This is a genomic window from Actinospineispora spinosispora DSM 44797, assembly GCF_000429025.1.
In the GTDB taxonomy this organism is placed as follows: domain Bacteria; phylum Actinomycetota; class Actinomycetes; order Mycobacteriales; family Pseudonocardiaceae; genus Pseudonocardia; species Pseudonocardia spinosispora.
On record NZ_KE386833.1, the window covers coordinates 1,022,557 to 1,048,678 of the forward strand.

Annotated in this window: 30 protein-coding genes, 1 pseudogene and 1 riboswitch; of the genes and pseudogenes, 15 read left to right on the forward strand and 16 right to left on the reverse strand. The window is 70.2% G+C overall.

The features are described 5' to 3' along the window. The first annotated feature begins 77 nt into the window (after positions 1–77). The 3 genes from G406_RS0128500 to G406_RS0128510 all read left to right on the forward strand — a co-directional run bounded on the left by G406_RS0128500 (position 78) and on the right by G406_RS0128510 (position 2,985). On the forward strand, positions 78–1,277 hold the full coding sequence (locus tag G406_RS0128500; RefSeq protein ID WP_028936407.1) for a thiolase family protein: 1,200 nt from the start codon (positions 78–80) through the stop codon (positions 1,275–1,277). Positions 1,278–1,449: 172 nt separating this feature from the next. Further along, positions 1,450–2,277 (forward strand): arylamine N-acetyltransferase family protein, encoded by an 828-nt coding sequence (locus tag G406_RS0128505; protein ID WP_028936408.1) that lies wholly within the window; start codon positions 1,450–1,452, stop codon positions 2,275–2,277. 42 nt (positions 2,278–2,319) lie between these two features. After that, entirely contained in the window at positions 2,320–2,985 is a 666-nt protein-coding gene (locus G406_RS0128510; RefSeq protein ID WP_028936409.1) for a DsbA family oxidoreductase, read from the forward strand. Between the two features lie 310 nt (positions 2,986–3,295). Here the strand turns inward: G406_RS0128510 and G406_RS0128520 are convergent, their stop codons facing one another. Continuing rightward, on the reverse strand, positions 3,296–3,718 hold the full coding sequence (locus G406_RS0128520) for a pyridoxamine 5'-phosphate oxidase family protein (protein WP_028936411.1): 423 nt from the start codon (positions 3,716–3,718) through the stop codon (positions 3,296–3,298). A gap of 81 nt (positions 3,719–3,799) precedes the next feature. Between G406_RS0128520 and G406_RS0128525 the strand changes: the two genes are divergently transcribed. Next, positions 3,800–4,747 carry an AraC family transcriptional regulator gene (locus G406_RS0128525; protein ID WP_028936412.1) on the forward strand — a complete coding sequence of 316 codons (948 nt, stop codon included), beginning with the start codon at positions 3,800–3,802 and terminating at the stop codon, positions 4,745–4,747. Between the two features lie 52 nt (positions 4,748–4,799). On the opposite strand, the gene pdxR is transcribed toward G406_RS0128525, so the two are convergent. After that, complete coding sequence (gene pdxR, locus G406_RS0128530; protein ID WP_028936413.1) at positions 4,800–6,239, reverse strand: MocR-like pyridoxine biosynthesis transcription factor PdxR; 1,440 nt, start codon at positions 6,237–6,239, stop codon at positions 4,800–4,802. Between the two features lie 47 nt (positions 6,240–6,286). On the opposite strand from pdxR, the gene G406_RS0128535 reads away from it, so the two are divergent. From G406_RS0128535 to G406_RS50515, 4 genes are all read left to right on the forward strand, one after another. After that, a complete protein-coding gene (locus tag G406_RS0128535) occupies positions 6,287–6,793 on the forward strand; it encodes a carboxymuconolactone decarboxylase family protein (RefSeq protein WP_028936414.1) in 507 nt (168 codons plus the stop codon). A 13-nt stretch (positions 6,794–6,806) separates the two neighbouring features. Continuing rightward, positions 6,807–7,388, forward strand: a complete 582-nt coding sequence (locus tag G406_RS0128540) for an NAD-dependent epimerase/dehydratase family protein (protein ID WP_028936415.1) — start codon at positions 6,807–6,809, stop codon at positions 7,386–7,388. Positions 7,389–7,457: 69 nt separating this feature from the next. After that, positions 7,458–8,705 carry an MFS transporter gene (locus G406_RS0128545; protein WP_028936416.1) on the forward strand — a complete coding sequence of 416 codons (1,248 nt, stop codon included), beginning with the start codon at positions 7,458–7,460 and terminating at the stop codon, positions 8,703–8,705. 17 nt (positions 8,706–8,722) lie between these two features. Further along, complete coding sequence (locus G406_RS50515; protein WP_028936417.1) at positions 8,723–9,172, forward strand: cupin domain-containing protein; 450 nt, start codon at positions 8,723–8,725, stop codon at positions 9,170–9,172. A gap of 105 nt (positions 9,173–9,277) precedes the next feature. Here G406_RS50515 and G406_RS0128555 read toward each other — a convergent pair whose 3' ends face one another. Beyond that, positions 9,278–9,709, reverse strand: coding sequence for a carboxymuconolactone decarboxylase family protein (locus tag G406_RS0128555; protein WP_245607241.1), 432 nt, complete (start codon positions 9,707–9,709; stop codon positions 9,278–9,280). 74 nt (positions 9,710–9,783) lie between these two features. Here G406_RS0128555 and G406_RS0128560 point away from each other — a divergent pair, with 74 nt between their 5' ends. Then, the gene (locus tag G406_RS0128560; RefSeq protein WP_028936419.1) at positions 9,784–10,674 is read left to right on the forward strand and encodes a LysR family transcriptional regulator; all 891 of its coding nucleotides are present in this window, start codon (positions 9,784–9,786) and stop codon (positions 10,672–10,674) included. A 7-nt stretch (positions 10,675–10,681) separates the two neighbouring features. On the opposite strand, the gene G406_RS0128565 is transcribed toward G406_RS0128560, so the two are convergent. Both G406_RS0128565 and G406_RS0128570 read right to left on the reverse strand, forming a co-directional pair. Continuing rightward, positions 10,682–11,008 carry a DUF1330 domain-containing protein gene (locus tag G406_RS0128565; RefSeq protein WP_425414630.1) on the reverse strand — a complete coding sequence of 109 codons (327 nt, stop codon included), beginning with the start codon at positions 11,006–11,008 and terminating at the stop codon, positions 10,682–10,684. 28 nt (positions 11,009–11,036) lie between these two features. After that, positions 11,037–11,888: an alpha/beta fold hydrolase gene (locus G406_RS0128570; RefSeq protein ID WP_051342793.1), complete on the reverse strand. Its 852-nt coding sequence runs from the start codon at positions 11,886–11,888 to the stop codon at positions 11,037–11,039. 57 nt (positions 11,889–11,945) lie between these two features. Here G406_RS0128570 and G406_RS0128575 point away from each other — a divergent pair, with 57 nt between their 5' ends. Next, on the forward strand, positions 11,946–12,410 hold the full coding sequence (locus tag G406_RS0128575; RefSeq protein ID WP_028936422.1) for a MarR family winged helix-turn-helix transcriptional regulator: 465 nt from the start codon (positions 11,946–11,948) through the stop codon (positions 12,408–12,410). A gap of 22 nt (positions 12,411–12,432) precedes the next feature. On the opposite strand, the gene G406_RS0128580 is transcribed toward G406_RS0128575, so the two are convergent. Continuing rightward, on the reverse strand, positions 12,433–13,653 hold the full coding sequence (locus G406_RS0128580) for a glycosyltransferase (RefSeq protein WP_028936423.1): 1,221 nt from the start codon (positions 13,651–13,653) through the stop codon (positions 12,433–12,435). A 75-nt stretch (positions 13,654–13,728) separates the two neighbouring features. Between G406_RS0128580 and G406_RS59865 the strand changes: the two are divergent. Then, positions 13,729–14,458 (forward strand): annotated as a pseudogene (locus G406_RS59865) (pyrimidine reductase family protein). Positions 14,459–14,486: 28 nt separating this feature from the next. Here the strand turns inward: G406_RS59865 and G406_RS0128590 are convergent. Then, positions 14,487–15,512 (reverse strand): ketopantoate reductase family protein, encoded by a 1,026-nt coding sequence (locus G406_RS0128590; RefSeq protein ID WP_028936424.1) that lies wholly within the window; start codon positions 15,510–15,512, stop codon positions 14,487–14,489. A 95-nt stretch (positions 15,513–15,607) separates the two neighbouring features. Between G406_RS0128590 and G406_RS0128595 the strand changes: the two genes are divergently transcribed. Both G406_RS0128595 and G406_RS0128600 read left to right on the forward strand, forming a co-directional pair. Further along, positions 15,608–15,943 (forward strand): ArsR/SmtB family transcription factor, encoded by a 336-nt coding sequence (locus tag G406_RS0128595; protein WP_037078579.1) that lies wholly within the window; start codon positions 15,608–15,610, stop codon positions 15,941–15,943. Next, positions 15,940–16,416: an SRPBCC domain-containing protein gene (locus G406_RS0128600; protein WP_028936426.1), complete on the forward strand. Its 477-nt coding sequence runs from the start codon at positions 15,940–15,942 to the stop codon at positions 16,414–16,416. Before G406_RS0128595 ends, G406_RS0128600 begins: the two co-directional genes overlap by 4 nt. Here the strand turns inward: G406_RS0128600 and G406_RS0128605 are convergent. From G406_RS0128605 to G406_RS0128645, 9 genes are all read right to left on the reverse strand, one after another. Continuing rightward, complete coding sequence (locus G406_RS0128605; protein WP_245607242.1) at positions 16,413–18,488, reverse strand: DEAD/DEAH box helicase; 2,076 nt, start codon at positions 18,486–18,488, stop codon at positions 16,413–16,415. The two genes, G406_RS0128600 and G406_RS0128605, sit on opposite strands and share 4 nt — an antisense overlap. Before the next feature lie 296 nt (positions 18,489–18,784). Next, the gene (locus tag G406_RS0128610; RefSeq protein WP_028936428.1) at positions 18,785–19,483 is read right to left on the reverse strand and encodes a GNAT family N-acetyltransferase; all 699 of its coding nucleotides are present in this window, start codon (positions 19,481–19,483) and stop codon (positions 18,785–18,787) included. Between the two features lie 54 nt (positions 19,484–19,537). Beyond that, a riboswitch (SAM riboswitch) is annotated at positions 19,538–19,650 on the reverse strand. Positions 19,651–19,720: 70 nt separating this feature from the next. Continuing rightward, positions 19,721–20,095, reverse strand: a complete 375-nt coding sequence (locus G406_RS0128615) for an EthD domain-containing protein (RefSeq protein ID WP_037078581.1) — start codon at positions 20,093–20,095, stop codon at positions 19,721–19,723. Positions 20,096–20,139: 44 nt separating this feature from the next. Continuing rightward, the gene (locus G406_RS0128620; protein WP_028936430.1) at positions 20,140–21,684 is read right to left on the reverse strand and encodes an acyl-CoA synthetase; all 1,545 of its coding nucleotides are present in this window, start codon (positions 21,682–21,684) and stop codon (positions 20,140–20,142) included. A 10-nt stretch (positions 21,685–21,694) separates the two neighbouring features. Further along, a complete protein-coding gene (locus G406_RS0128625) occupies positions 21,695–22,639 on the reverse strand; it encodes an SMP-30/gluconolactonase/LRE family protein (RefSeq protein ID WP_245607243.1) in 945 nt (314 codons plus the stop codon). Positions 22,640–22,737: 98 nt separating this feature from the next. Further along, the gene (locus G406_RS50525; RefSeq protein ID WP_211241273.1) at positions 22,738–23,361 is read right to left on the reverse strand and encodes a TetR/AcrR family transcriptional regulator; all 624 of its coding nucleotides are present in this window, start codon (positions 23,359–23,361) and stop codon (positions 22,738–22,740) included. Positions 23,362–23,446: 85 nt separating this feature from the next. Further along, positions 23,447–24,073, reverse strand: a complete 627-nt coding sequence (locus G406_RS50530; protein ID WP_037078583.1) for a class I SAM-dependent methyltransferase — start codon at positions 24,071–24,073, stop codon at positions 23,447–23,449. Then, entirely contained in the window at positions 24,070–24,507 is a 438-nt protein-coding gene (locus G406_RS0128640; RefSeq protein WP_037078585.1) for an NUDIX hydrolase, read from the reverse strand. Before G406_RS0128640 ends, G406_RS50530 begins: the two co-directional genes overlap by 4 nt. A gap of 127 nt (positions 24,508–24,634) precedes the next feature. Beyond that, positions 24,635–25,117, reverse strand: a complete 483-nt coding sequence (locus tag G406_RS0128645; RefSeq protein ID WP_028936433.1) for an SRPBCC family protein — start codon at positions 25,115–25,117, stop codon at positions 24,635–24,637. 129 nt (positions 25,118–25,246) lie between these two features. Here G406_RS0128645 and G406_RS56175 point away from each other — a divergent pair, with 129 nt between their 5' ends. Both G406_RS56175 and G406_RS0128655 read left to right on the forward strand, forming a co-directional pair. Next, a complete protein-coding gene (locus G406_RS56175; protein WP_211241274.1) occupies positions 25,247–25,525 on the forward strand; it encodes a CsbD family protein in 279 nt (92 codons plus the stop codon). Positions 25,526–25,640: 115 nt separating this feature from the next. Next, positions 25,641–26,111 carry an MEKHLA domain-containing protein gene (locus tag G406_RS0128655; RefSeq protein ID WP_028936434.1) on the forward strand — a complete coding sequence of 157 codons (471 nt, stop codon included), beginning with the start codon at positions 25,641–25,643 and terminating at the stop codon, positions 26,109–26,111. Positions 26,112–26,122 lie beyond the last annotated feature (11 nt).

Here is a 26,122-nt window from a genome sequence, read left to right on the forward strand (position 1 = left end):
ACTACCTGCTGGCTTGAGTTTGCTATAGCCAGGTCGTACGTTCTGGCTATAGGTAACTTGAGCCAGAGGAGAGTGTCATGCGAGACGCGGTGATCGTCGACGCGGTACGCACGCCGGTGGGTCGGGGCAAGCTCGGCGGTGGCTTGGCCGGTGTGCATCCGGTGGACCTACACGCCCACGTGCTCAGGACGCTCGTCGAGCGCACCGGAGTTGATCCGGCCGGCATCGACGACGTGATCTCCGGTGCCGTCGGTCAGGTCGGCGAACAGTCCGGCAACACGGCGCGGTGGGCGGCGCTGGCCGCGGGGTTCCCCGAGTCGGTGCCCGGCGTGACGATCGATCGGCAGTGCGGTTCGAGCCAGCAGGCGATCTCGTTCGCCGCACAGGGCGTGGTCGCGGGTGCCTACGACGTGGTGATCGCATCCGGTGTCGAGTCGATGAGTGCGATCCCGATCGGGAGCCAGGCGCTCGGCCGTGACCCGCACGGTCCCGAGGTGGCCGCCCGCTATCCCGGGGGGCTCGTGCCGCAGGGCATCAGCGCAGAACTCATCGCGGCCCGGTACGGCCTGTCCCGGCGGCAGCTCGACGAGTTCGCGCTGACCAGCCACGTTCGCGCCGCGACGGCGTGGCGGGAGGGGCGCTTCGAGGGTGAGGTCGCTCCGGTCAAGCTCGCGACGGTGGACGGTGCGACCGCGGAGCTGGCCGCCGACGAGTCGGTCCGGCCCGGCACCACCCTGGACACGTTGGCCGGGCTGCGCACCGCGTTCGACCGTGAGCCCTATCTGGAACGCTATCCTGACCTGGACTGGAAGGTCACGGCCGGCAGCTCCAGCCCGATCAACGACGGCTCGGCGGCATTGCTCATCACCACGGGCGACATCGCGAAGGCACGCGGCTGGCGGCCGAGGGCTCGCATCCACACGGCAGTCGTGGCTGCCGACGACCCGCTGTACATGCTGCTGGGAATCCTGCCCGCCACCGAGAAGGCGCTGGCGAAGTCGGGGCTGAGCATCGGCGACATCGACGCCTTCGAGGTCAACGAGGCGTTCGCGCCCGTCGTTCTCGCCTGGCAGGCTCACTTCGGCGTCGACGGGGCGAAGGTCAACCAGCACGGCGGTGCGATCGCGATCGGTCACCCGCTGGGTGCGAGCGGCGCTCGCCTGGCGACGACGTTGCTCTCGGTGCTGGAGCAGACCGGCGGCCGCTACGGCCTGCAGACGATGTGCGAGGCGGGCGGCACGGCCAACGCCACCATCATCGAGCGTCTGGACGCGTGACCGCTGCGTGCCTCCTGGCAACGGGTTGCGTCGCGGCTGCAGTGTCCGCGACGCAATCCGACGCCGTGGAACCGTGCCCTGGGGCGTTGATAGTCAATGATTCTTACTAAAGTAGCGTAGGGTGGGAGGTGCGGATCCGGATACGGCCGGTTCGGCCCGGGGGAGGAAGAGCATGCTCGCCAGACCGTTGGACGCCGAGGAGCTCGCCGCGTACCTGCGGCGCATCGGCCTGCCGGACACGCCCTCGGCGAACCGGGACGACCTTGCCCGGATCGTGGCGGCGCACGCTCGGTCGATCGCGTTCGAGGACCTCGCGCCGTTCAGCGGGCACACGCCGGACGTCGAGACACCCGGCCTGGTGGCGAAGCTCGTGCATGCCGGGCGCGGTGGCTGGTGCTTCGAACAGAACCTGCTGCTGGCCGCCGCGCTGCAGGCCGTCGGTTTCTCGGTGACCGGCCTGGCCGGCCGGGTGGTGCACGGGCGGCCGCCCGGTTCGCCGCCCGCGCCTCGCCAGCACATGCTGCTCAGGGTCGACCTCATGGATGGCCCGGTCGTGGTCGACGTGGGGTTCGGCGGGATGACGCTCACCGGCGTGCTCGCCCTGGACGTCGAGACGGAGCAACCCACACCGCACGGCCCGTTCCGCGTCACCTGCTCGGGGCGCGACCGGTCGGTGAGTGCGCTCGTCGGGTCGGCGTGGCAGACGCTGTACACGTTCGACCTGTGTCCGCAGCGGTGGGTCGACTACGACGTGTCGAACTGGTACCTGGCGAACCACCCCGCGTCGCACTTCCGGTCCGCGCTCATGATCGCCAGGCCGGCCGAGGATCGCCGCTACGCGCTGAGCAACCGGAGACTGTCCGTCCATCATCTCGGCGGACCGAGTGAGCACCACGAGCTGGCCGATCCGTCCGAGATCCGCAAGGCGCTCGAGCAGTGCTTCCTGATCGACCTGTCCACCGCCGACGGTCTCGACGAGGCGCTCCGCAGGCTGTACTGAGCCCGGACCCACCACACCGTTCACCAGGAGAAAGAACCTTTCATGGCCGGCGAACCCACAGTGACCATCTGGTCGGACATCCACTGCCCGTGGGCCACCACGGTGGTGCACCGACTCCGAGGGGCCCGCGACCGTATCCGGCCCGGGCTGGTCCTCGACCCCCGGCCCTGGCCGTTGGAGCTGGTCAACGACGAAGGCACCCCTCGGCACATCGTGATCCAGGAGACCGCCGTCCTCGCCGACCACGAGCCCGACATCTTCGGGGCCTACGACGACCCGTCATGGCCCTCGACCTTCCTGCCCGCGTTCGAGCTCGTGGCGGCCGCGCGCCGGGTCGGCGGCCCGCGCGGTGCCGAGGACGTCGACTACGCGCTGCGGCTGGCGTTCTTCCGGGACGGGATCGACGTGAGCATCCTCGGCGGCCTCAGGCGTGCCCTCGACCTGACGCGGGAGCTCGGTGCCGAGCTCGACGTGGCCGAGGTGCTCCGGGTGTGGCGTGAGGAACCGGTGCGGGCGGACGTGCTGAGCGACTACGAAGACAGCAAGTCGCTGCCCATCCAGGGCAGCCCGCAGCTGTTCCTTCCTGACGGGTTCACCGCGCACAACCCCGGGCTGACCGACCACGAGTGGATCCGCGGCATCCCGCGCATCCGTACCGATGACGCACAGGCCCTCGACAGGTTGCTGACCGAGCACTCCGAGGCCTGACCCTCGGACGGCGTGGTCGGGACCGCCCCGGGCCGCTGGAGGAGATTCACAGGGTCGACCGCGCGGGACGCAACCAGGTAGACCCGGACGTCGGCACGCGTGCCGGACGTCTGCTCTTCGATGTCGAGCAGGAGCTGTTCACCGCCCTGGCGGTGAAGGGCACGCAGATGCGCGCGGCCACGGAGATCCGTGCTGGATTCAGGAGCGCCACGCGCGCCATTTCGGGCACGACACGTTCCTTCGGTTCCAGGCCGTGCTGGTCGACGTCACGGAGCACCAGCTACGCCGGCGACCTCGCTGACGCGGACCGTCAGTAGGTGTAACGGTGCACCGTCTCCGGGTGAAGGACGATACGCAGCTGGTCCTCGGCCAGGATCGCGGCGAGATCCTGGGCGCGGATCGGGTCGTCGAGGTCCCAGTACCTGGCGCCGAGGCGGGAGGCCAGGTCGCGCGCACCGTCGGTCTCGATCGTGGTGCGGCCGGTGACGGACACCCATCGCTCGCGCTCGTTCACCGGGGCGGCGACGACGATCGAGGCCCGCGGGTCACGCCGCAGGCGCCGCACCTTCGCCGCATCCGGGGTCGTGAAGAGCTGGATCGTCCCGCTCTCGGTGGCCTCGAACCACACCGGCCTGGGTTGTGGCGGCAGCGGGCCGGCGGCCACGGTCAGGAATCCGTGCAGGGGACGTCGGAGGAACTCGAGATCGTCGGCGGTCAGCGTGCTGGTACTCATGCGGGCCATTCAACGGGACCGGATCGGACGACTCCATAGGTGAGAAGCTGGTTTGCCTGTGTGTTCGTCTAACCTGGCTGCATGGATGCATTCGGTGACCTGTTCCGGGGTGTCCGTGCGCAGGGATCGCTGTTCGGCAGCTCGACGCTGTCCGCGCCGTGGTCGTTGCATTTCGTGGACGGCGCGCCGCTGACACTGTGCACCGTGCTCGACGGAGCCGGGTGGATCGTCCCGGAGGGGCGCGCACCCGAGCACCTGGCGAGGGGCGAGACACTGATCGTGCGCGGGCCCGCGTCGTTCTCCTTCGTCGACGAGATCGACACCGAGGCGGAGCCTGTCGAGTGCGGCGAGGACTGCGCGACGCCCGAGCAGGGCGGGACCCTGCATCGGCTCGGCTGGAACGACGCGTGCCCCGGTGACCCGGCCGGAGCGACGACGCTGGTCGTCGGCGCCTACCCGGTACGCGGCGAGATCGGGCGGCGGCTGCTCGACGCGGTGCCTGACGTGCTGCGCGTCGAGCCCGGCGGTACCGCGGGCGCGGTGCGCGACCTCCTCGCCGCGGAGGTCGCCGTCGACGCGCCGGGTCAGCAGGTCGTGCTCGACCGGCTGCTGGACTGGATGCTGGTGTGCGCGTTGCGCGACTGGTTCGAGCGACCCGGTGGTGAACCGCCCGCCTGGTACGCGGCGCACCGCGACCCGGTGGTCGGCCAGGCACTGCGACTGCTGCACGCCGAACCGGCCGCCCCGTGGACGGTCTCGTCGCTCGCCGAACGCACGGGCGTGTCGCGTGCGACGCTGGCGAAGCGGTTCGCCGACCTGGTCGGGGAACCGCCCCTGACCTATCTCACCCGCTGGCGCATGACCCTCGCGGCGGACATCCTGGCCGAGCGGGACGCGGCGACCCTCGCGGAGGTCGCCCGAACGGTGGGCTACTCGGACGCCTTCGGCTTCAGCGCCGCGTTCACACGCGTCCGCGGCGTCAACCCCACCCAGTTCCGTCAGCGCCGCCCCGAGATCACCACCGCCTGAGGGCTGTTTTCGCGGCTCGGAACAGCCCTCGTGCGGTGATGATCTCCGGGGGTCAGGGAAGTGCTCGGCAGAGAGCGTCCAGCGCACCTGTCCAGGCGCTGTCCGAGGGGCCGGCGAAGTTGATCACCAGGGCGTCCTGGGCGGGTCGGTGGCGATCACTGTCCGCCGTCCCGAACCGGGAGTCCGCCATGCCGCTGACCGCGAGGCCCTGCCAGGCGGCGGCCTGGACCACGGAGCGTTCGGTGCCGGGCGGGAGCTGCAGGACGGCCTGCAGTCCCGCCGCGATGCCGGTGACGTGAATCGAGGGGGCACGGCGGGCCAGCGCCTCGACGAGCTGGTCGCGGCGGCGCCGATAACGCAGCCGCATGGCGCGCACGTGCCGCTCGTAGGCGCCGGAGGCGATGAACTCCGCGAGTGTCAGCTGTTCCGGGGCGCTCGACATGTAGTCACCGTGACCCTTGGCCACGACGATCTCCGGGATCAGCTCCTCGGGCAGCACCATCCAGCCCAGCCGCAGTCCCGGCGCCAGCGACTTGCTCGCGGAACCGAAGTAGACCACCCGCTCCGGGTCGAGGCCCTGCAGGGCACCGATCGGCTGGCGGTCGTACCGGAACTCGCCGTCGTAGTCGTCCTCCAGGATCAACCCGCCGGTGGCGCGTGCCCAGTCGATGGCCGCCGCGCGTCTGTCCGGGTCGAGGGCGACGCCGGTCGGGTACTGGTGAGCCGGGGTCAGCAGCACCGCACCGACGCCGCGCAGCCGCGCCGCGTCGTCGGTGTGGGCGCCGCGCTCGTCCACGGCGAGTGTCGGGGTGCGCAGACCGGCACCGGTCAGGATGTCGCGGTAGAGGTCGAGGCCGTAGGCCTCGACCGCCACCGCCCGCACCCGCCGTGCCCGCAGCGCGCGGGCGGTCAGCATGAGCCCGTGGTGGAAGCCCGCGCAGATGATCACGCGTTCCGGGGTTGCGTGCACCCCACGAGCCCGTGCGAGGTGGTCCGCGATGACCGTGCGAAGCTCCATCCGGCCATGGGCGTCGCCGTAGCCGAACGCGTCGTTCGGAGCCGAGGCCAGGGCGCGACGCGAGGCGGCGAGCCACTGCTTGCGGGGGAACTGCGACAGGTCGGGGGAGCCGGGCAGCAAACTGTAGGCCGGCCGCCGCGGTGTCGGTCTCGTGCGGGGCGCGGCGGGCGCCGCACGGCGAGGTTCGGTCCGCTTGGCCACCCGCGTCCCCGAACCCTGCTGGGCGGTGAGCCAGCCTTCGGCGACCAGCTCGGCGTAGGCGCCTGCCACGGTGTTGCGCGCGATGCCCAGGTCGGCGGCGAGCGACCGGGACGAGGGAAGCCGAGTGCCGGACGCGAGACGCCCGCTGCGGACGGCTTCCCGGAGAGCGTCCATCAGCCCGGAGCGCAGCCCGGACCGATCAAGCTCCAGATGCAGGTCCATGCCGGTCGCGGAAGATCGCGGTCCGTCCGAAGTGGCCCAAGAATCTGACACAGAAATGGACCATACACCTGCGCCGCTTGCTCCGTAGCGTTCGAAGCATGACAACAAGCGAGGTACACGAGAGCACACGGCGCCTGCCGGAGCAGGCGGCCCGCCTGGACTGGGCGACCCTTGCCCCCGAGGCGTACCGGGCGCTGATCCGGCTGGACGCCGCGGCCCGGAAGGGTGTCGATTCGACCCTGCTCGATCTGATCAAGGTCCGCGCGTCGCAGCTCAACCACTGCGCGTTCTGCCTGGACATGCACAGCAAGGACGCGCTCGCGGCGGGCGAGTCGGTGGAGCGGATCGTGCAGCTCAGCGCCTGGAACGAGTCGAAACACTTCTACACGGCACGGGAGCTGGCAGCGATCGAGCTGACCGACGCGATCACCGTGCTCACCGACGGATACGTCCCCGACGAGGTGTACGCGAGGGCGGCGGCGGAGTTCGACGAGACCGAGCTGGCGCACGTGATCACCGCGATCGTGGCGATCAACGCGTTCAACCGCTTCGGGGTCTCCACCCGCTCGGTCGCCGGCCACTACACGCCCGGCGACTTCGCCTGAGAGGGGAGACATCATGCGGATCTTTCTCGCCGGTGCATCCGGCGTACTCGGGCAGCGGCTGACCACCCGGCTGGTGCGTGCCGGGCACATCGTCGGTGGTCTGACCCGCTCCGCCGGGAAGACGGAGCTGCTTGCGGAGCTCGGCGCCGAGCCGATTCTGTGCGACGTGTTCGACCGTGAGGCGCTGGTCGGCGCGGTCCGGGCGTTCACGCCGGACCTGCTGCTGAACGAGCTGACCGACCTGCCCGACGACGTCGCGCGGATCGGTGAGTTCACCGAGCTCAATGCGCGCATCCGGACCGAGGGGTCGCGGAACCTGATCGAGGCCGCGCGGCAGTCCGGAGCGCCGAAGGTCCTGGCCCAGAGTGTCGCCTGGCAGCTGCCCGACGGGCCGGACGCCAGGGCGGTCGCCGAGCTGGAGAGCTCGGTACTCGCCGAGGGTGGCGTCGTGCTGCGGTACGGCCAGTTCTACGGCGCGGGCACCTACAACGAGCAGCAGCTGCCCGAGGGGCCTCGGGTGCACATCGACACCGCCGCGCAACGGACGGTGGCGGCGCTGGGCGAGCCGTCCGGCGTCGTCCTGATCACCGACTGAACCGTTCGGTTCGGACGGCCCCGCATGAACGGGTCAGCCGCACCGGGGCCGTCCTCACAAAGGAATCTCATGAAGTCATCGAACGCCCGGGCGACTCCGGGCACGCGACCCGACGGAATCAGTACCAGGACGGCACTCCTGCTGGCCTTCGCCTCGGGGGCGGCCGTCGCCAACGTCTACTACGCCCAGCCGCTGCTGGAACGGATCGGCCACGACCTCGGCGTCGGGCCGGCCGGGCTCGGTCTGGTCACCACCGTGACCCAGGCCGGCTACTTCCTCGGCCTGATCCTGATCGTTCCGCTGGGCGACCTGTTCAACCGCAGGGTCCTGATCCCCGCAGGGTGCGTCATCTCCGCGATCGCGCTGGTCGCGGTGGCCGTTGCGCCCGGTTCGCTCACGTTCCTGGTGGCCAGCGGCATCGTCGGGCTGGCGGCCGTGGTGCAGCAGGTGATCATCGCCTACGCGGCGGTACTGAGCAGCCCGCGGCTGCGCGGCCGTGTGCTCGGCATCGTGACCAGCGGTGTCGTGATCGGCATCCTGCTGGCTCGCACGGTGTCCGGGCTGGTGGCCGACCTGCTCGGGTGGCGCTCGGTCTTCGTCGTCTCGGCGGTGCTCATGGTCGTGGTCGCGCTGGTGCTCGTGCGGCGGCTTCCCTCGGAGACGACCACCGCGAGTCCGGCCGTCTATCGGCGCCTGATCCTGTCGGTCGTCACGCTGTCGGTACAGGAACGGGTGTTCCGCGTCCGCAGCCTGCTGTCGCTGTTCATGTTCGCCGGGTTCGGGGCGCTGTGGGGCTCGATCGCGCTGCCGCTGAGTGCCGAGCCGTGGCACATGTCGACCTCCGAGGTCGGCCTGTTCGGACTGGTCGGCGCGGCGGGGGCGTTCGGCGCGGCCCGTGCGGGCACCCTCGCCGACCGGGGGTTGGCCCAGTGGGTGACCGGTGTCGTCCTGGTGTTGTTCGCCCTGTCCTGGATACCGATCGCCTGGCTGCCGCACTCGCTGATCCCGCTGATCATCGGGATCCTCGTGATCGACCTGGCCGGTCAGGCTCTGCACGTCACCAACGTGCATCTGATCCTGCAGATCGATCCGGCCGCCAGCAGCAGGCTCGTCGGCAGCAACATGGTCTATTACTCGGTCGGCACCGGTATCGGCGCCATCGCGGCCACCTCGGTGTACAGCGCCTGGGGCTGGGGTGCGGTGTGCATTCTCGGCGCGGGTTTCAGCGCGGCCGCTCTGCTGATCTGGATCTCCGATCGGATCACGTCCGGTCGAGGCGGTTCGAACACCGCTATCACCACTACGGCAACACTCTGATGACGAGGGAGCGGCACATGAACACGATGCTCGCACTGGGAGTGGTCTCCCTGCTGGCACTCGGCGGCGTGGCGGGGTGCGGCGGCCCGGAGCCCGGACAGGCCTCTGACCAGGCCGTGCGTCACACCGCAGCGGGGTCGGTGACCCGCCTGATGACCCAGGACCTGCCTGATCTACCGGGGAAGGAGGGAATGATCGAGATCGTGGACTTCGCCCCGGGCGAGGCCTCGCAGGTGCACCGCCACAACTGCGACCTGTTCGTCTACGTACTGGAGGGAAGCGTCGTGACGCAGGTGCAGGGCGGCAGCCTCCAGACCGTCGACACCGGCGGGGTGTTCTACGAGTCCCCGACGGACATCCACGTCGTGAGCCGCAACGCCAGCCAGACGCAACCCGCGAAGCTGGCCGTCTTCTACGTGAAGGCGAAGGGCACTCCGCCGACCGAGATCCTGAACCAGGGCTCCTGATCCCGGCACGACGCACCCACACCGCGCATCCTCCGTCCACACCGCGCCCTGTGCACAGCGCGCGGTGTGGACGTCGGGTGCGCGGTGTCCGTGGGGTGCGCGGTGTCAGACCGCCCGATCGCGGTCCGCGAAGACCTTCTTCGCTGCGAACGTGGCGTTCAGTGCCCGGGGCATCCCGCAGTAGACAGCGGCGTGCAGCATCGACTCGACGATCTCCTCGCGGGTCAGCCCGACGTTGAGAGAGGCGTTGACGTGCACGTCCAGCTGGGCCTCGCAACCACCGAGGGCGGTCAGGATCCCGAGCGTGACGAGCTGACGGTCGCGCGGCGCCAGCTGCGGCCGGGAGTACATCTCGCCGAACGCCCACGAGACGACCTGGTGGCCCAGCTCCGGTGAGACGTCGGCGAGTGCGTCGATGACGCGCTGGCCGCCCGCGCCGTCGACGGCATCGAGCACTGCCATCCCGTGATCGAAACGCTCCTGACGGGTGGTGGCGTGCTGGTCGGTGCTGGTCGGAGTCATGGTCGCTGAGGTCATGAACCAATCATGCGCGCCCCTGACCTAGCCTGCAAGGCAGTGCTAGGCTCATAGTAGGTGCTCAGGAGGCATGGATGGAGCTGCGGCTGCTCGCCTATGTCGTCGCGGTCGCCGACGCGGGTTCGGTCGCGGGCGCCGCTGAGGCGCTGCACATCACCCAGCCGACGCTCAGCAGACAGTTGCGGGACCTGGAGCGCCGGCTCGGCGCGCGGCTGTTCGTGCGGGAGCCTCGCCGAACGATCGTGACACCGGCGGGCGCCGCGTTGGTCGCGCGCGCCCGCGTGCTCCTGGACGGCGCGGCGGCCGCGGAGCGCGAGGTGCGTGAGGTGGCGGCGGGCAGGCGCGGACGCTTGGTGCTGACCTTCGCCGGGTCAGGCATCAACGGCCCGTTGGCGGACGCGCTCGCCCGGTTCCGCGCGGCGATGCCGAGGGTCACCCTCACGCTCGCGGAGAGCTTCGACGACACGGCCATGTCCGAGGGCGTGGCCGAGGGTGACTACGACATCGCCGTCCAACGGCTGCCGGCTGCCGACCCGCGACTGCGCACCCTGCACTGGTGGCAGGAGCCGATGACGGCGTTCCTGCCCGCCGACCACGAGCTCGCGCGCTCGGCCGACGAGCTCGCGCCCTCGGAGCTGGCCCGTGTACCGCTGGTCGTCTGGCCGAGGGCGGAGTCACCGCAGTCCTACGACGAGATCATGGCCATCTACCGGGCCGGCGGTGTGGCTCCGACCATCGCGGCCGAGGCGCGCACGGTCCAGACCCTTCTGGCGCTGGCCTCGGTGGGTTTCGGTGCCGCGATCCTGGCCGACTCGTTCCGTGCGCTGGGCCGGCACGGCGTGGTGGCCCGCACCGTGCGCGGCACCACGACCCGGATCTCGCTGGTGTGGCACCGGGACACGCTGAACCCGCTGGTGGCCCGGTTCATCGACATCGCAACCGAGCCACCCCACCGCGTGCCGTGACCGACGGTCAGTCGAGCCCCTCCACGAGCCGGATGTCCCGAACGGCGGCGCCGTCGAACACCTCGAGCGCACGCTGGTAGTCGTCGCTGTGATAGGCGTCGACGGCCGCCTGCTTGCTCGGGAACTCGATCAGCACGGTCCGCTCGACCAGACCGGCCTCGAACGCGGTGACCTCACCGCCCCGTACCAGGAACCGGCCACCCGCCGCCTGGAGCGCGGGACCGGCGAGCTTCCCGTACGCCGCCAGCTTGTCCGGGTCCGAGACCGACCTGTAGGTCGCGATCCAGTAGCCCTTCGCCATTCCGACCTCCGCATCGTGATGATCTGCTTCCATCGCACATGCTAGGGACGGCAGCTGATGACTACCCGGTGAGATCGAGGTCGAGAAATCGCAGTACGGCCTCGGTGAACTGGTCCGGCCGTTCCATGCTCGGGTAGTGCGCGGTGCCCGGAAGTGTCACCAGCTCACCGTGCGGGACGGCTCGCACCGCCCTGGCGACCAGCTCGACGTGGTCGGTGCTGTCCAGCTCGCCCACGAGGCCGAGCAGGGGCGCGGTCAGCCCGGGTAGCCGGGCCCACGGGTCGTCGCCGAACACCTGGTGCGGGCGGGCCGTCGCGGGATCCGAGGGCAGGTGGTGGGCCAGGGTGTCGGTGACCATGAGCCGCACCTCGTCGAGCACCTGCCGGTCGACCTCGGAGTCGGCGCGGTGTGGCCCCGCCACGAACCGCAGGAACGCCTCGATCCAGCCGGGTGCGTCCAGCTCGCGCTGTGTGCGTTCCCACTCGGCCAGCACCGACAGCGTCCACGGGTCGCTGAACCGGGCCGCGCTCGTCCCGGCACCGCACACCACGACCCTGCTGACCAGCTCGGGGTGATCGAGGGCGGTGTCCACGGCGGTGCCGGCACCCATGGACAGCCCGACCAGCGCGGCAGGCCCCGCGTTCACGTGGTCGAGCAGTCTCGCCACGTCCTCGTGCGGCCGGAACGGCCCGAGGGGTGTGCTCGACGCGCCGTGCCCGCGGGCGTCCGGGACCAGCACCCGATGGCGACGTGACAGCGGGCCAAGCTGGCGGGCCCACATCCTGCGGTCCACCCCGCCGCCGTGCAGGAGGACCACGAGCGGCCCGGCTCCACCGGTGTCGTGGTAGGCGATCCGGCCGTCGGCCAGCGGCAGATGAGCGGGGGGAGGCAGATCGATCCAAGCGACAGACATGACAACCAAGGTGTCAGATCTTTCAAGAAATGACAACCGAGATGTCATAATCGGGGAGTGTCGGAGACCCCGCTGCCTGCCCCCGAGCTCGCTGACCAGCTCGCCGAGATCTACCTACTGGTCGGCCCGCTGTACCGGCGGGTGCTCCGAGCCGTGGAACGCGACGAGCCGGACAACCAGGTCACGGTCGGTGTCCGCGCGGTACTCGACCAGCTGCGCCGCAACGGACCGATGACCGTGCCCCAGATCGGCCGGTCACAGTCGCTCAGCCGCCAGTTCGTGCAGCGCATGGTCAACGACGCTCGCGCGGACGACCTGGTCGAGCTGGCGGACAACCCCGACCATCAACGTTCCAAGCTGGTGGCGTTGACCGACGTGGGCCGGTCGACGATCGACGCGGTCGTCCGCGGGGAGCACGAACAACTGAGCCACGTCGGCCGACACCTGACCGCCGCCGATCTCACGGCCACCCGACGCGTGCTCACCGCGATGCTCGCCGCGCTCGACGACATCGAGCCGTAGCGGATGTCCGGTCCGGCGTGGCTCATCGAGCGGCCGCCGGGTCGAGCCGGGTGAGCAGCGAGAGCACGGCGGCGGCGCCGTCCTCGGCGCGGACCCGGCGGCCGAGCCCGGCGGCACGGTCGCGGTAGGACGGCCGGTCGAGGCAGGCGCGCAGCGCGGCGGCCAGAGTCCCGGCGGTCAGGTCGGGCAGCGGCAACGGAGGTGGCGCAACGCCGAGCCGGTGCAGCCGGTCCGCCCAGAAGGGCTGGTCGACCAGGACGGGTACCGGGACTGCCGGGACTCCCGCGCGCAGCCCGGCCCCGGTGGTACCTGCTCCGGCGTGGTGCACGACGGCCGCCATGCGGGGAAACAGCCAGTCGTGGGGTAGGTCCTCGACACACAGGATGTCGTCCCCGGTGAAGCCGAGCTCTGCCCAGCCGGACTGCACCACGGCACGTACACCGGCACGTGCGATCGCGGTCGCGACGACCTCGTGGAGCCGCGCGTGGTCCGGGATCATGCTGCCGAACCCGACGAACACCGGTGGAGGACCCGCGTCCAGGAAGTCGGCCAGCTCCGAAGGCGGCGCCCAGCCCGGTGGTCGCTCGGGCCACCAGTACCCGGTCACGTGCGCCGACGCGGGCCAGTCGGTGGGCCGGGGCAGGACCGACGGGCTGTAGCCGTGGCAGATCGGCCAGTTGTCCGGCGGGCTCGCGCGCTCCTCGGTGACGGGTGGGAGGTCCAGCCGGGCACGCAGCCGTGCCAGGACGTCGGCGTGGAGGGAGCCGGCGCGGGCCAGCAGTGCGCGTCCCGCCGCGTGGTTGTCGGCGGGGGAGAGCTGCCTGGAGGATCCCGGGAGCGCGAACTCTCGTGTGAGCAGCCCCGGCACGAGATAGACACCCATGCTCGGGATGCCGGCGCTCTGGGCGACGAGCCGGCTCAGCGGGGCCGGACCGAATGCGGTGAGCAGAACGTCGGTGCCGGCGGCCGTGGCCGCGACCACCCCCTCGCCCAGCTCGTCGAGGAACCCGGTGAAGACCGTGTGTGCGTCCTCCGGTGACGGCGCCGCGGTGCGTGCCCGGACGAGGGCGACCGGATCGCCCGGAAGGGCGCGGTACTCCAGCCCGCACGCTCGCACGAGGTCGGCGAACCGGTCGTGCGCGGCCAGTGCCACCTGGTGGCCCGCGAGTCGCAACCGAACGCCCAGGCCGGTGAACGGCGCGACGTCGCCGAGCGAACCGGCCGTCACGATCAGAACTCGCATCGGGTCCTCTCCGGTCGTCGTTGTCCGCCGCGCTGTCCGGCGGCGCGGGGCGTGGCCCCGTGATGGGATGAGCCGGTGCTGAACCTGTGGCCGGCCACCGGCACCGAGCAGCTGTCCGATGAGGAGCTGGCTCGGCTCTACGCCTATCCCGCATCGTCGACCGGCCCGTTCGTCCGGGTCAACTTCGTCAGCAGCCTGGACGGTGCGGTCGCGGTCTCCGGCCGGTCCTCGGGTCTGTCGTGCGCCCCGGACAGGCGGGTGTTCCACCTGCTGCGCAGCCTGTGCGACGTCGTTCTCGTGGGCGCCGGGACCGCTCGTACGGAGAACTACGCGGGAGCTCGCCGCGCGGACCCCGAGACCGGTGTGCCACCGAGGATCGCGGTGGTCACCCGCACCGCCGCGTTGGATCCCGAGGGGCGTTTGTTCACCGACACGGTCGTCGCTCCACTCGTGCTGACCTCGGGCGCCGCCCCGGAGGCCAACCGCCGCCGGCTGGCCGACGCCGGTGCCGAGGTGGTCGAGCTCGACACCGACCGGGCGACTGCGTTGGTCGACGCCCTCGCCGACCGCGGTCTGCGTCGGGTGCTGTGCGAGGGCGGGTCCCCGGCTGTTCGCCGATCTCATCGCGGCCGACGCCGTGGACGAGCTGTGCCTGACGGTCGCACCCATGCTGGCCGGAGCGGGCGCCGGCAGGATCGCGGAAGGTACCTCTGGCGCCGATCCGAGAGGGACGCGGCTGGCCGGCCTGCTGACGGCCGACGACGTGCTGCTGCTGCGGTACCGCCGCGATCGATCCAGCCGGTAGTCGTGTGAGGTGGCCGGTGGGTGACGGGTCAGACGGCCTGGCCGAGGTGCGTTCGGAGGTCCTCGGCGGTGAGTGAGCCGGGGCGCAGTCCCTCGCGGGCCGCACGGCGGGCCAGTGCGGTGAGCGCGGTGTTCACCGGTGCCGGCTGTCCGATCCGCCGAGCGATCAGCGCTATCTCGCCGTTGAGGTAGCTGGTCTCGATGGTGCCGGTGCCCCGGACGAGTGACTGCCAGCTCGAACCGCCCAGCTGGGCCGGCTCGCCGGGGACGGGCTTGGTCACCAGCGCGCCCCAGGCTGTCCGGGACTCCTCGTCGCCGGCGATCTCGATGCCCGCGCGATCGAAGACCTGACGGCATTCGTCCTCCGCGGCGCGGCGGATGTCGCCGGCGCCGGAGGCGTCCCCGAGCAGCGCCTGCAGCACGTTGCCCAGGTTGGCGAGCAGCTTGCGGTGCTTCCATCGCATCACCTCGTCGGACCGGACGATCCGGAGACCGACTGCTCCCCACTCCTCCCCGATGGCCTTGACGAGTCGCGCGTCGGCGGCGGGATCGGGGGACGCCCCGTACCGACCGACGTGGAACACCCCGCGTGGGCTCACCGTCCTGACGATGACCTCGCCGGGCTCGGTCATCACCGTCGGGAACCACACGCACACCGCGAAGACCCGCTCGAAGTACCGCAGCGCGATGGCCTCGCTGGCGACTCCGTTGAGTGCGGTGAGGATCGGCAACAACCGGCCGGCGAAGCCGACGACAGCGCCGGTACGGTCGTGTACCGGCACGTCGGCCCACTGCTCGACGGCAGCCTCGGCCTGGTGGGTCTTCGTGGTCAGCACCAGCACGTCGTCGACGGTCAGGTGTGCGTGGTCGGGCCCGGTCACGGTGGTCACCGGGAGCGTCCACCTCGTGTCGGGACATCTCACGGTCAGGCCGCCCGCCATCATCGACCGGGCGTGCTCACCCCGCGCGACCAGTAGGACGTCGCTTCCCCGCTGCGCGAGCAGGCCGCCGACCGCACTACCGATCGCTCCCGCTCCGACGAATACGAATCGCATGTTCCCCTTCTACTCGAAGCGTCCGCCCTGCGCTGTGCATCGACTCAGATACTTAGCCCTTGCGCTAAGTGTCTGCGTGCTCAATACTTAGCCTTGTGGATAACCATTCCGTGGTGCTCGACGGACTGTTCGTCGCGCTCGCCGACCCGACGAGGCGTGCGGTGATCCGGCGGCTCGGCTGCGGCCGGGCGAGCGTCGGAGACCTCGCCAGAGACGCACCGATGACCCTTCCGTCGTTCATGAAGCACGTACGGATGCTCGAGTCGAACGGCTTGATCCACACGACCAAGTCCGGCCGGGTGCGCACCTGTGAGCTCAATCGGGAACGCCTCGCGCTGGTCGAGGACTGGCTCGCGCAGCAGCGACGCATCTGGACCGATCGCACCGACCGCCTGGAGCGGTTCGTGACCCACCCCGAGGAGAACAAGTGAACCCCGATCTCGATCTCGGCATCGACCGCGTCATCCGTGCGTCCCGTGCGGACGTGTGGGCGGCGTGGACCGACCCGGCGAACCTGGCGCAGTGGTGGATCCCCGCCCCGACGCGCTGCCGCGTCGAAAGCCTCGACGTCCGTCCCGGCGGCGCGTTCGTCACGCGGATGAGCGATGACGGGGACACGTTCGTCCCGCATCTGGACGCGTGTTTCCTGGTCGTGGAGGAGTTCGAGCGCCTCGTGTTCACCAACGCGATCGACAGCGGATGGCGACCCGCGAGCCCGGCGCCGGTGCTGATGACCGCCGAGGTCGTCCTCCGGGACTGCCCGGACGGCACCGACTACCGGATCACCGTGCGCCACGGTGATCCGGCCGCCAGGGCGCTGCACTCCGAGCTCGGTTTCGCCGACGGATGGGGCACGACCACCGAGCAGCTCGCCGGTCTCGTCGAGAGGGTGTCCGTCCGCTAGACCGGTGCCGTCAAGGCATCGGTCAGCAGCGCGATCAGAGCCTGCAGCTGGATGTCCTCGGAGGCGCCCACCTCGACGTCGGAGCCGTCCAGCGCCCTGGCGGCGAGGCCCGCCTTGCTGTCGATCAGCTCGGCGATCCTCGCGTCGATCGTCTGGGCGGCGATGATGCGCCAGGCGGTGACGGGCTCGGTCTGCCCGATGCGGTGGCTGCGGTCGATCGCCTGGGTCTGTTCCGCGTCGGTCCAGGACAGCTCGGCGAGCACGATGTTCGAGGCGACCTGCAGGTTGATGCCGACACCTGCCGCGGTGAGCGAGCAGACGGCGACCGCGACGTCCGGTTCGTTCACGAACGCGTCGATCTGTTTCTGCCGCACGGCCGATGTCTGGTCACCCCGGATCGAGGAGTACCGGATTCCGGCCTTGGCGAAGGTCTCCTCGGCGGCGTCCATGACGTCGAGGTGCTTCGCGAAGAAGACGACCTTGCCCGCGCTGCGGGCCAGCTGAGCCGCATAGTCTGCGGCGAGGCCGGCCTTCGCGCGTCCGATGCGGCGCATCATGGCGAACACGTTGTCGTCGCCCTCGGCCTTGGTCGCTTCCTTCCGCTCCCGGGCGGCGATCCTGCGCACCAGCTCATGGTCGATGCCCTCGACCTCGGGTCCGGAATCACGCCGTGCGAGGGCTGTCTCGTACCGCTCCACCATGCGGCGGGCGAGGCCCCGTTCGGCCTCCCGGATCGAGCGGCCGAGCTTGTCGTCCAGCTCGACGGGAAGGTCGGCGATCCGCCGGGCCGGGATGTCCGCCGCGACGTCGACCTTGCGGCGACGCACGATGCCGAGGTCGACCACACACTGGCGGGCGGCGCGGTAGAACTCGGGATCGGCCGGGGTCAGCCCGGTCTCCTCGAGTACTCGCATCAGCTCGGGCAGCGGCTTGGTGTCGTCGATCCAGCCGAGGAACTGCCAGATGGCTCGGAAGTCCTCGATGTCGTTGATCAGCGGCGTCCCGGTCAGTGCGATCAGCAGGGGCCGGGTGACGCGGGACCGGATGCGTTCGGAGAGCTGGAGCACGTGCCGGGAGCGCTGGGAGGTCTTGTTCTTGATGAAGTGCGCTTCGTCGATGACCATGCCGCGGAAACCGAAGTCGCCGATCCAGCCCTGATGGCGGTCGAGCACCTCGTAGTTGACCACGACGATGTCGGCGAAGCCGTCCATCGTCTCACCGTCGCCCTGGATCACGGTGGCCGAGCGGTTCGGGGTCCACAGCGCCGCCTCGCGTGCCCAGTTGGTCTTGACGACATTCGGCACGACGACCAGCAGCGGATAGGCCTTCGCGGCCTGCGCGGCGAGGAGCGCCTGGGCCGTCTTGCCGAGACCTGGTTCGTCGGCGAGCAGGAAACTGCGATGTCCGGCGGCCGCCGCGGCGATCAGCTGGCCCTGGTGCGGCATCAGCTCGTGGCCGCCCGGCGCGTTCAGGGACGTGGGTGTCGGCAGCGTCATGCACGGCGAGGCACCCTCGCCGGCCCGTTCGAACGAGTTGAACAGCGGCCCGAGCAGCTCCCAGGTGGCGAGGCGACGCACGGGTGGCGCGGTGCTGGGCCTCGCGGCCGAGAAGTCCGGGGCCAGGAAGGGGTTGGCCAGCTGGCGGGAGACGATCGCCCTCGGCACGACCTGTCGCTCGGTGGCTGCCGGCGCGGCGGGCGGTGCTTCCTGCGGCGCGGGCTCGGCGGGAGGCGCCTCGACTCCGGCGTCGTTCAACAGGTTCCGCCTGACCGCCTTCGCGGCGTCGGACAGGACGGCGTCCTCGCCGAGCAGCTCCAGCAACGACGTGTCCCTGGTGGCGATCTGCGCAAGGATCAACGCGATCCCGTCGAGCCGCTTCAGCAGGGCCGTCCGGAGGGTGTCGTTGCTGATCTCCGCACGCACCCGGGCGCGTTCCTGCCGGGCGAGGACCGCCACGACCTGGAACTTCGTCCGTTGCTGGTCGAGCATGCGCCCGCGCTGGGCCGCCGTCTCGACCTCACGCGCGGTCCGGGCCAGAACCGCGATGATGCCGTCGTCGTCCCGATCGCGCACCCGGCGTCCCGGTGTACGAGCGGTGCGGTGAACGCGCCGTGAGCGCTGGTCACCTCGAGCCACGAACGTGCTCCTGCCTCCATACGATCGAAGCCGGACCGCCGATCGGCGATCGCTCCCTCGTGTGGTGTCTGGTCGCGGGCTAGCGCGGGATGTGAACCCGCGACCTCCGAGTCAATGAGCCGTACGGAGGTTCCGACCCACTCATCATAGTCATCAGATCCCGAAGTGCCCCGTGTCGGCCACGCCGGCTGGCCATTCACTTTCGTCACACTTCGCTCGGACGATGGTGCGCGTCAGTGCCCGCGGGCGAAGGTGGGCACCCGTACGGCGCCGAACGTCGCGGTTCGGCGGAGCGTGAAGCCGAGGGACTCGTACAGCCGGATCGCGGTGGTGTTGGTCGCCGCAGCGTGCAGGAAGGGGGTCTCTCCCCGGTCCCGGATGCCGGCCGCGACCGCCAGGACCAGCCGGGTGGCCAGGCCCTGTCCACGCTGGTCCGCGTCGGTGCACACGGCGCTGATCTCGGTCCAGCCGGGCGGGTGCAGGCGTTCGCCCGCCATCGCGACGAGCCGTCCACCTCGACGGATCCCCAGGTAGGTCCCCATCTCGATGGTCCGAGGCAGGAACGGGCCGGGGTGGGTCCGCCCGACGAGCGCGAGCATCTCGGGGACGTCCCTCGGGCCCAGCACCACGGTCTCCGGGTCGTGGGCGGCGGCGATCCCGTCGTCGACCATCTGCACGCCCGCGCCGGTGGACACGACCTCCCACCCCGGCGGGACAGCCACGCCGGACACCCCGGCCAACGCACCCGGGCCGGCGAGCTCGGCCAGATCGTGCCAGTCCGCCTCGACGGGGTCGGACGGGAACGCGAGGAACGGGGACACGTCGGCCGGGTAGCGCAGCACCCGGCCCCTGCGCTCGGCGAGGTGTGCGTGTGGACCGAGCAGCGCCGCCCTGGCCGGCTGGTCGAGGACATGCGCGTCGGGGGCCGGCATGTGGCTCTCCGCGTGGGTCTCCGGGACACGACCGACACGAGCCTCGTACCAGTGGGTCCACGCTTGCCGACGTGGCTGCACGACGGCCCGGTCCGCACCCGGAGCACCCCACCGCGGTGGAGGGTTGCCGGCCAGCGAGCCGGGGCTTGACGCTGACGCTCTTGACCTTCGTTCCGACGTTACGTCCGGGTGTCCGAGCCGGTCAACTGTGCTTCGTCGCACAGGCCCGGTCTCGGATCAGGTCAGATCGAAGATCTCGTGCTCCTCGGTCAGGAAGATGGTGGAGCGGGCCAGGTCGATGAACGTGGACTCGTCCCGCTGCAGCATGCTCATCGCCTCGGCACCCTCCGCCGAGGCGGCGCGCGCGGTGAGGGTGTCCAGGTCGTCGAACCACACCTCGGTGATGCCTTCGAAGCCCTCGGTCATGCTCCGGCCCTCGACGAGCGCCTGGTTGAGCGGAGTGTCCAGGGTGTGGCTCTGTACGTAGCGGACCGCGCCGATCGCCTCGGCCACTCCACGCACCTTCGGCGCGTGGTCCTCCAGCCAGTAGCGACGGAACTCGGCGATGTCGACGTCGGCGCGGGCGCGCAGGATGTACACCAGTTTGATCATGGGGGAACCTTTCGGGTGATCGATCTCCGCCTGGGGCGAGGATTTCAGATGGTGCGTCCGGCCGCCGACCAGAAGGGTTCGCGCAGCTTCCGCTTGAAGATCTTGCCGGAGTCCTCCCGGGGTAGGTCCGTCGAGAAGTCCACCGTCCGGGGCACCAGGTAGCCGGCGACCCGGTCGCGCAGGAACGCCGAGATGTCCTCGGCCGTGAGGTCGCCCGCGTCCGCTCTCGGCTGCACCACGGCGTGGACGGCCTCGCCGTAGTCGTCGTCGGGGATGCCGAACACCGCGCAGTCCGCGACCTCGGGCATGTGGTGCAGCGCCGCCTCGATCTCGGCGGGATAGATGTTCACCCCGCCGGAGATGATCATGTCGATCTTGCGGTCCCGGATGTACAGGAACCCGTCCTCGTCGAAGTACCCGATGTCACCAGGAGCCATCAGCCCGTCGCGGTCGACCGAGGCACGTTTCTCCGGGTCGTTGTTGTAGGCGAAGTCGCCGAACCCGTGGAACGTGCCGGCGATCTCGCCGATCTGACCGGCCGGCAGCTCGCTGCCGTTCTCGTCGAGGACCTTCACCTCGGCGCCGTGCATGACGCGGCCGACGGTCCCTGGGTGGTCGAGCCATTCCTGGGACGTGCAGAGGGTGACGTTGCCCATCTCGGTGGCCCCGTAGTACTCGCCGATCACCGGTCCCCACCAGTCGATCATCGCCCGTTTGACGTCGGGCGGGCAGGGCGCGGCGGCGTGGCCCGCGTAGCGCAGCGAGGACAGGTCGTAGCGGTCGCGTACCTCGCGCGGCAGCTTCAGCAACCGGCTGAACATGATCGGAACGAGGTTCAGGTGGGTGATCCGCTCACGTTCGATGAGCTGCAGCAGACCCTCCGGGTCGAACCGGGGGACGATAGCGACGTTCGCTCCGGCGCGGAACGAGAAGGTCGCGTGGGCGTTCGGTGCGGAGTGGTAGGTGGGTCCGACGATGGCCGTTGATATGCGTGTCGGGTCGTCCGCCAGATGGAACCCGTAGGACTGGGTGAACATCGAGGTCATCGCGTCGAGCTGGTGTGAGGTGAACGCGGCGCGCGTGACCCCTTTGGGCCTGCCGGTGGTGCCGGAGGTGTAGATGACGGTGGAAGGAAAGGTCGACGGCGCTTGCGGCCCGTCGGTGAAGCCGTCACGCCACGTCGCCCAGTCGAGGTCTCCGGGCTCGACCACGGCATCGGCCGCCGGGATGGCGTAGGCGGACCGGACCTCCGGTGGCGTGGGCACGGAGAGGACCGCCACGTCGTCCGGGATCCCGTCGCGGAGTCGTCGCAGCAGGTCGGCGTGGACGACCAGCGCACGCGCTCCGGAGTCCTCGATGATGTAGCGCAGGTCAGCGGCGGTGTAGTGCCAGTTGACCTGAACCGGGAACGCCCCGATCGCCCCGGCGGCCAGGGACGCCTCGTAGTAGACGACGTCGTTGCGCAGGCAGATGGCGACACCGTCGCCTTCCCCGACACCGAGGTTCTGGAAGCCGGCCGCGACCCGGTCGACCCGCTGGAGGATGTCCGATGAGGACCACCGGTGTTCGCCGAACGTGATCACGCCCATGTCGCCCTCCTCACCTGGACGCCGGTGCGAACGCCGGCTCCAGACCAGGGCGTGGCCAGGGCATCGCGGCGAGTCGTCCGCTGCCCGACAGGGTCACGAACGCGGTGCCGAGATCGGCCCCGCCGAAGCAGATGTTCGTGGTCATCGGGTCGCCGGTCGAGTGGAACTCGACCTGCTCGTGATCGGGCGACACCGCGGTGATCCCACCGGCGATCAGGGTCGCCACGCAGACCCACCCGTCGCCGTCGACGGCCATCGAGTCGAGGCCGGTGAACGCACGTTCTCCACCGAGTCCGCGCAGCACCGTCCCACCGTGGCCGAGAATGCCCGGCGCCGGCACGATCTGCCCCGGCGCCGCGAGGTCCCAGAACCAGACCCTGCCGGTGAACGTCTCGGCCGTGTACAGCCGAGTGCCGTCGGGGGAGAGCGCGATGCCGTTCGGGGAGTCGAGCGGGAAGACGACCTCGGCTATCGACGATCCGTCCGTGGCCGCGTAGTAGATCGCGCTGCGGCTCTTCGACCGATCGTGGACGAGGCCGTGGTCGGTGAACCAGAAACCGCCCTCGGCGTCGAACACGATGTCGTTCGGGGCGAGCAGCCGGTGACCCGCGCACTCGGTGTAGAGCACCTCGACCGTCCCGCTGTTCAGGTCGATCCGTTCGATCCGCCCACCCCGGTAGCGGCCAGGGTCGTGCGCACCCGGCACCAGCATCCCGTCGTGGTCGTGCCAGGTGAAGCATCCGCCGTTGTTGCAGACGTAGAGCTTGCCGTCCGGTCCGAGTGCCATGCCGTTGGGGCCGTCGCCCGGTTCGGCGACCACCGTCTTCGATCTGTCCGGTGCGACGCGCGTGATGCGGCCCGCCGCGACCTCGACCACCAGGACACTCCCGTCGGGCATCGCTACCGGCCCCTCGGGGAACCGCAGACCCTCCGCCAGGATGGTCAGTTCAGCCACGTTGCCGCCGTCTCCCATGGACGCCTCCCATAGTGGTCAGTCAGTACATTTCGGCTACACGTCGGCGCCGACGGTGCCCGGCGCCCGCTGGGTTCAGCTCAGGCGGTGCTGACTCCTCTGAGCGCCAGATCGACGAACCTGCGTGCGATGTCCTCGGGGGCCAGCTCACCATCGGGCCGGTACCAGTAGAAGACCATGTTGACCATCCCCAGTAGGCCGTTGATCTCGACGTGGTCGACCTTCCTGAACGAGCCGCTCGCCACCCCGTCCGCGATGACACTCCGCCAGATCTGTTCGACGGTGTCCCGGAGCTGCTGCAGGTCGTCCGCCCGACGCCCGGTCAGATGTTGACGTTCGCGCAGGTAGATGGCCACTTCGTCGCGTCGATGAGCGATCGTGGTCACCTGGTGGGTGATCAGTCGTTCGAGCTTGCGTTCGGCCGGGAGATCGAGGGCGGCGATGGCCTGCTCGCCCTTGAGCGTCTCTTCGACGTGAGCCTTGAGCACCTCGTAGAGCAGCTCTTCCTTCGAACCGATGTGGTAGTAGAGCGCCCCCTGTCGGACCCCGGCCCTGCGGCCGATCTCCGCGGTGCCGGTGCTGTGGTAGCCGATCTCGGCGAACAGCTCCGTGGCCACCTCTCGGATCCGCCGCCGGGTCGCGTCACCCTGTGGGACGTCCTTCGGTGGACGCCCGGCCGGTCGGGTGGAAGGTCCGGCGGCCACATCGGCTCCTGTTCATCGCAATATATTGACTGGCCTGTATATTGCGTGAAGGACGCCTGGTGGTCAAGTGGCCGGTGTGTTCCGGTCAGGACAGGCGTCGTGCGTGGATGACGGCGTCGGTGCCGGTGCCGGCCGCGGCGCGTGGGCGGTCCTCGGCGACGACGAACTCCCATCGGGCGGGGTCGAGCGCGGCGACGGCCTCGTCGACGGAGACCTGCACCTGGCCGGCGGCGGGAGTGGCCGCGCCGGTCTCCGGGTCGATGGGGCGGTGGCCCACCAGCAACAGCGACCCGCCGGTCGCGACGCCCGCCGCCATTCGTTCCACCATCGCCTCGACCGAGCCGTCGACGTGGACGTAGAGGCACAAGACGAGGTCGTAGTGGCCGGGCTCAGGCGCCCACGTCCCGAGATCGCCCTCGACCCACTCGACGCGTTCGGCGACGTCTGTCCCGATGGCGTCGGCCGTCGACCGGCCGTGGTCCAGCGCGGTCGCCGAGAAGTCGACCGCGGTGACCCGCCAGCCTCGGGTGGCCAGCCAAAGTGTGTCGGAGCCGTGGCCGCAGCCCGCATCGAGCGCGACACCGGCGACGAGGTCTTCAGCGATCCCGGTCAGATGGGCGTTCGGTGGTCGGCGCGTGATGGCATCGCCGTGGTCACGCAGGGCCTGGGACCAGCGTTCCTCCCAGAAGCCCCGGTCGGATACGTCGTTCACGACGGCGTCCCGATCAGGTGCCGGGACCGGAGCTCGTCGATCAGGTCGAGGACCGCGGGCGCCGTCTCCGGGAGATCGACGTAGTCGGTCGGGCTCAGGTAGCGGACCTCCTCGATCTCCGCGTTCGGCGTCGGATCGCCCTGGAAACCGCCGAGGTAGCAGCGCATCCGGACCCGCACCCCGGGTCCGTGCCCGTAGGCGGATGTGTCGATGTCGGTGAGGTACCGGAGAGCGGCGGGGTCGGTGTGGACGGCGAGCTCTTCGCCGAGCTCACGAACGAGCGCGTCGACGTCGCTCTCGCCGGGATCGATCTTGCCCCCGGGCAGGTAGAACGCCTTCTTGTCACGAGGGCGCACCATCAGCAGCCGCCCGTCGACGATCGAGACCAGTGCGACGGTGTGGATGATCGTGTCGTGGCACGCCGATTCGGCCATGGTTAGGTTCTCCCGGAGGTAGTGCGGGGTGCACGTTCACTACGCCGTTCCGGCGCGGGCACAGCAGAACGCCGGCGACTTGCGGAAGAGGCTAACCCCGCGCGCCGGACCGCACTCCGGCGTGGGGTCAGGGTGCGGTGCGCTGGTCGGCCACCGTCCTGGCCAGGATGCCGAGGGTGGCCCGCAGGGCGTTCTCCGAGATGATCGGGAAGATGCCTCGGTCGCGCCAGGACTGCTCGATGTCGGACCAGTCGTAGTACGACGTGACGAGTGTGCCGTCGTCCACCGGTTCGAGGCGGTAGCCGTAGATGTGGCCGATCGGCGGCCGCGCCACACCGGTGACCGTCCAGGCGATCTCCCGGTCGGGCTCGAACGCGGTGATGCTGATCGTGACGTCGTAGCGGCCGAGCTCCGGGAAGTCGTTGAGCGACTCGCGGTCCATGTGCACCACGAAGGTGTCGCCGACGGCGTTCACCGGATCGCCGGTGGCGGCCATCAGCATGCCCGAGCTGTCGATCGCCACATGTCCCTTGGGATCACGGAGCAGTCCGAAGATCGTCGCGGCATCGGCCGCGATCCTGCGCTTGACCTCGAACCGCTCGATCGTCATGCGCCCGATGGTGCCATGCCGCCGGTGCCGCACCTGCCGCGCCGTCGTTTCGGGCCGATCTCACCGGGTAGCCATCGGACGACGACAGCCGGCACACGGGCCGGAACCGAGAGGTCGAAGGAGCTGACGATGGGCGTCGAGGGACTCAAGGGCAAGGTCAAGGAGGCGCTGGGGGACCTGACCGGCAGCGACGGTCTGCGCGAGGAAGGGCAGTCCCAGCAGCACAAGGAAGCCGAGCAGGAGCGCGCCGAGAACGCGCAGCAGGTCGCGGACGAGCACGCAGCCAAGGCTGAGGCGCAGGCCGCCACGGAGCGCGAGCGCGCGGAGCGGGCGCAGCAGGTCGCGGACAAGCACGCGGCGAAGGCCGAGCACCACGAGAACGAGGAGTCGAGGAACCAGGGCACCTGAGTCCTGACCGGGTGAGCGGCGCCCTCGATCGCCGCACGCCTCACAGCACGGTCTCCGCGCCGCCGGGCGAAGCTGGTGTCGATGGCCTGACGTCCCCATCGAGGAGGCTGACCCCGTGCGGGGAGACCGGGACCTGATCACGCCCGACGATCCGGACTTCGCGGCGCTGCTCACCAGCAGCCATCTCCGTGTGGTGGGTCGGCCGCTGACACCTGGCGGGGAGCCGGCGTCGACCGACATGGGGCGCTGGCTCTACCGGGATGCGCCGTTCGTGCTGCTGGCGCATCGACTCTCCGACGATCCGCTCTTCTGCTACGCGAACCTGGCCGCCCAGCGGTGTTTCGGCTACAGCTGGGACGAGTTCGTGGGTCTGCCGTCGAGGTACTCCGCGGCCACTCCGGACCGCGCGGAACGCGACCGCTTGTTCGAGCAGGTGGCCGAGCACGGGTTCATCGACGACTACCGAGGATTGCGCATCGCCAAGTCCGGTGCCCAGTTCTGGATCGACAAGGCCACGGTCTGGAACCTGGTCGACGCCGAGGGCGCCCTGCACGGCCAGGCCGCCGCGTTCGACCTTCCGCATTGACCCATCCGCAT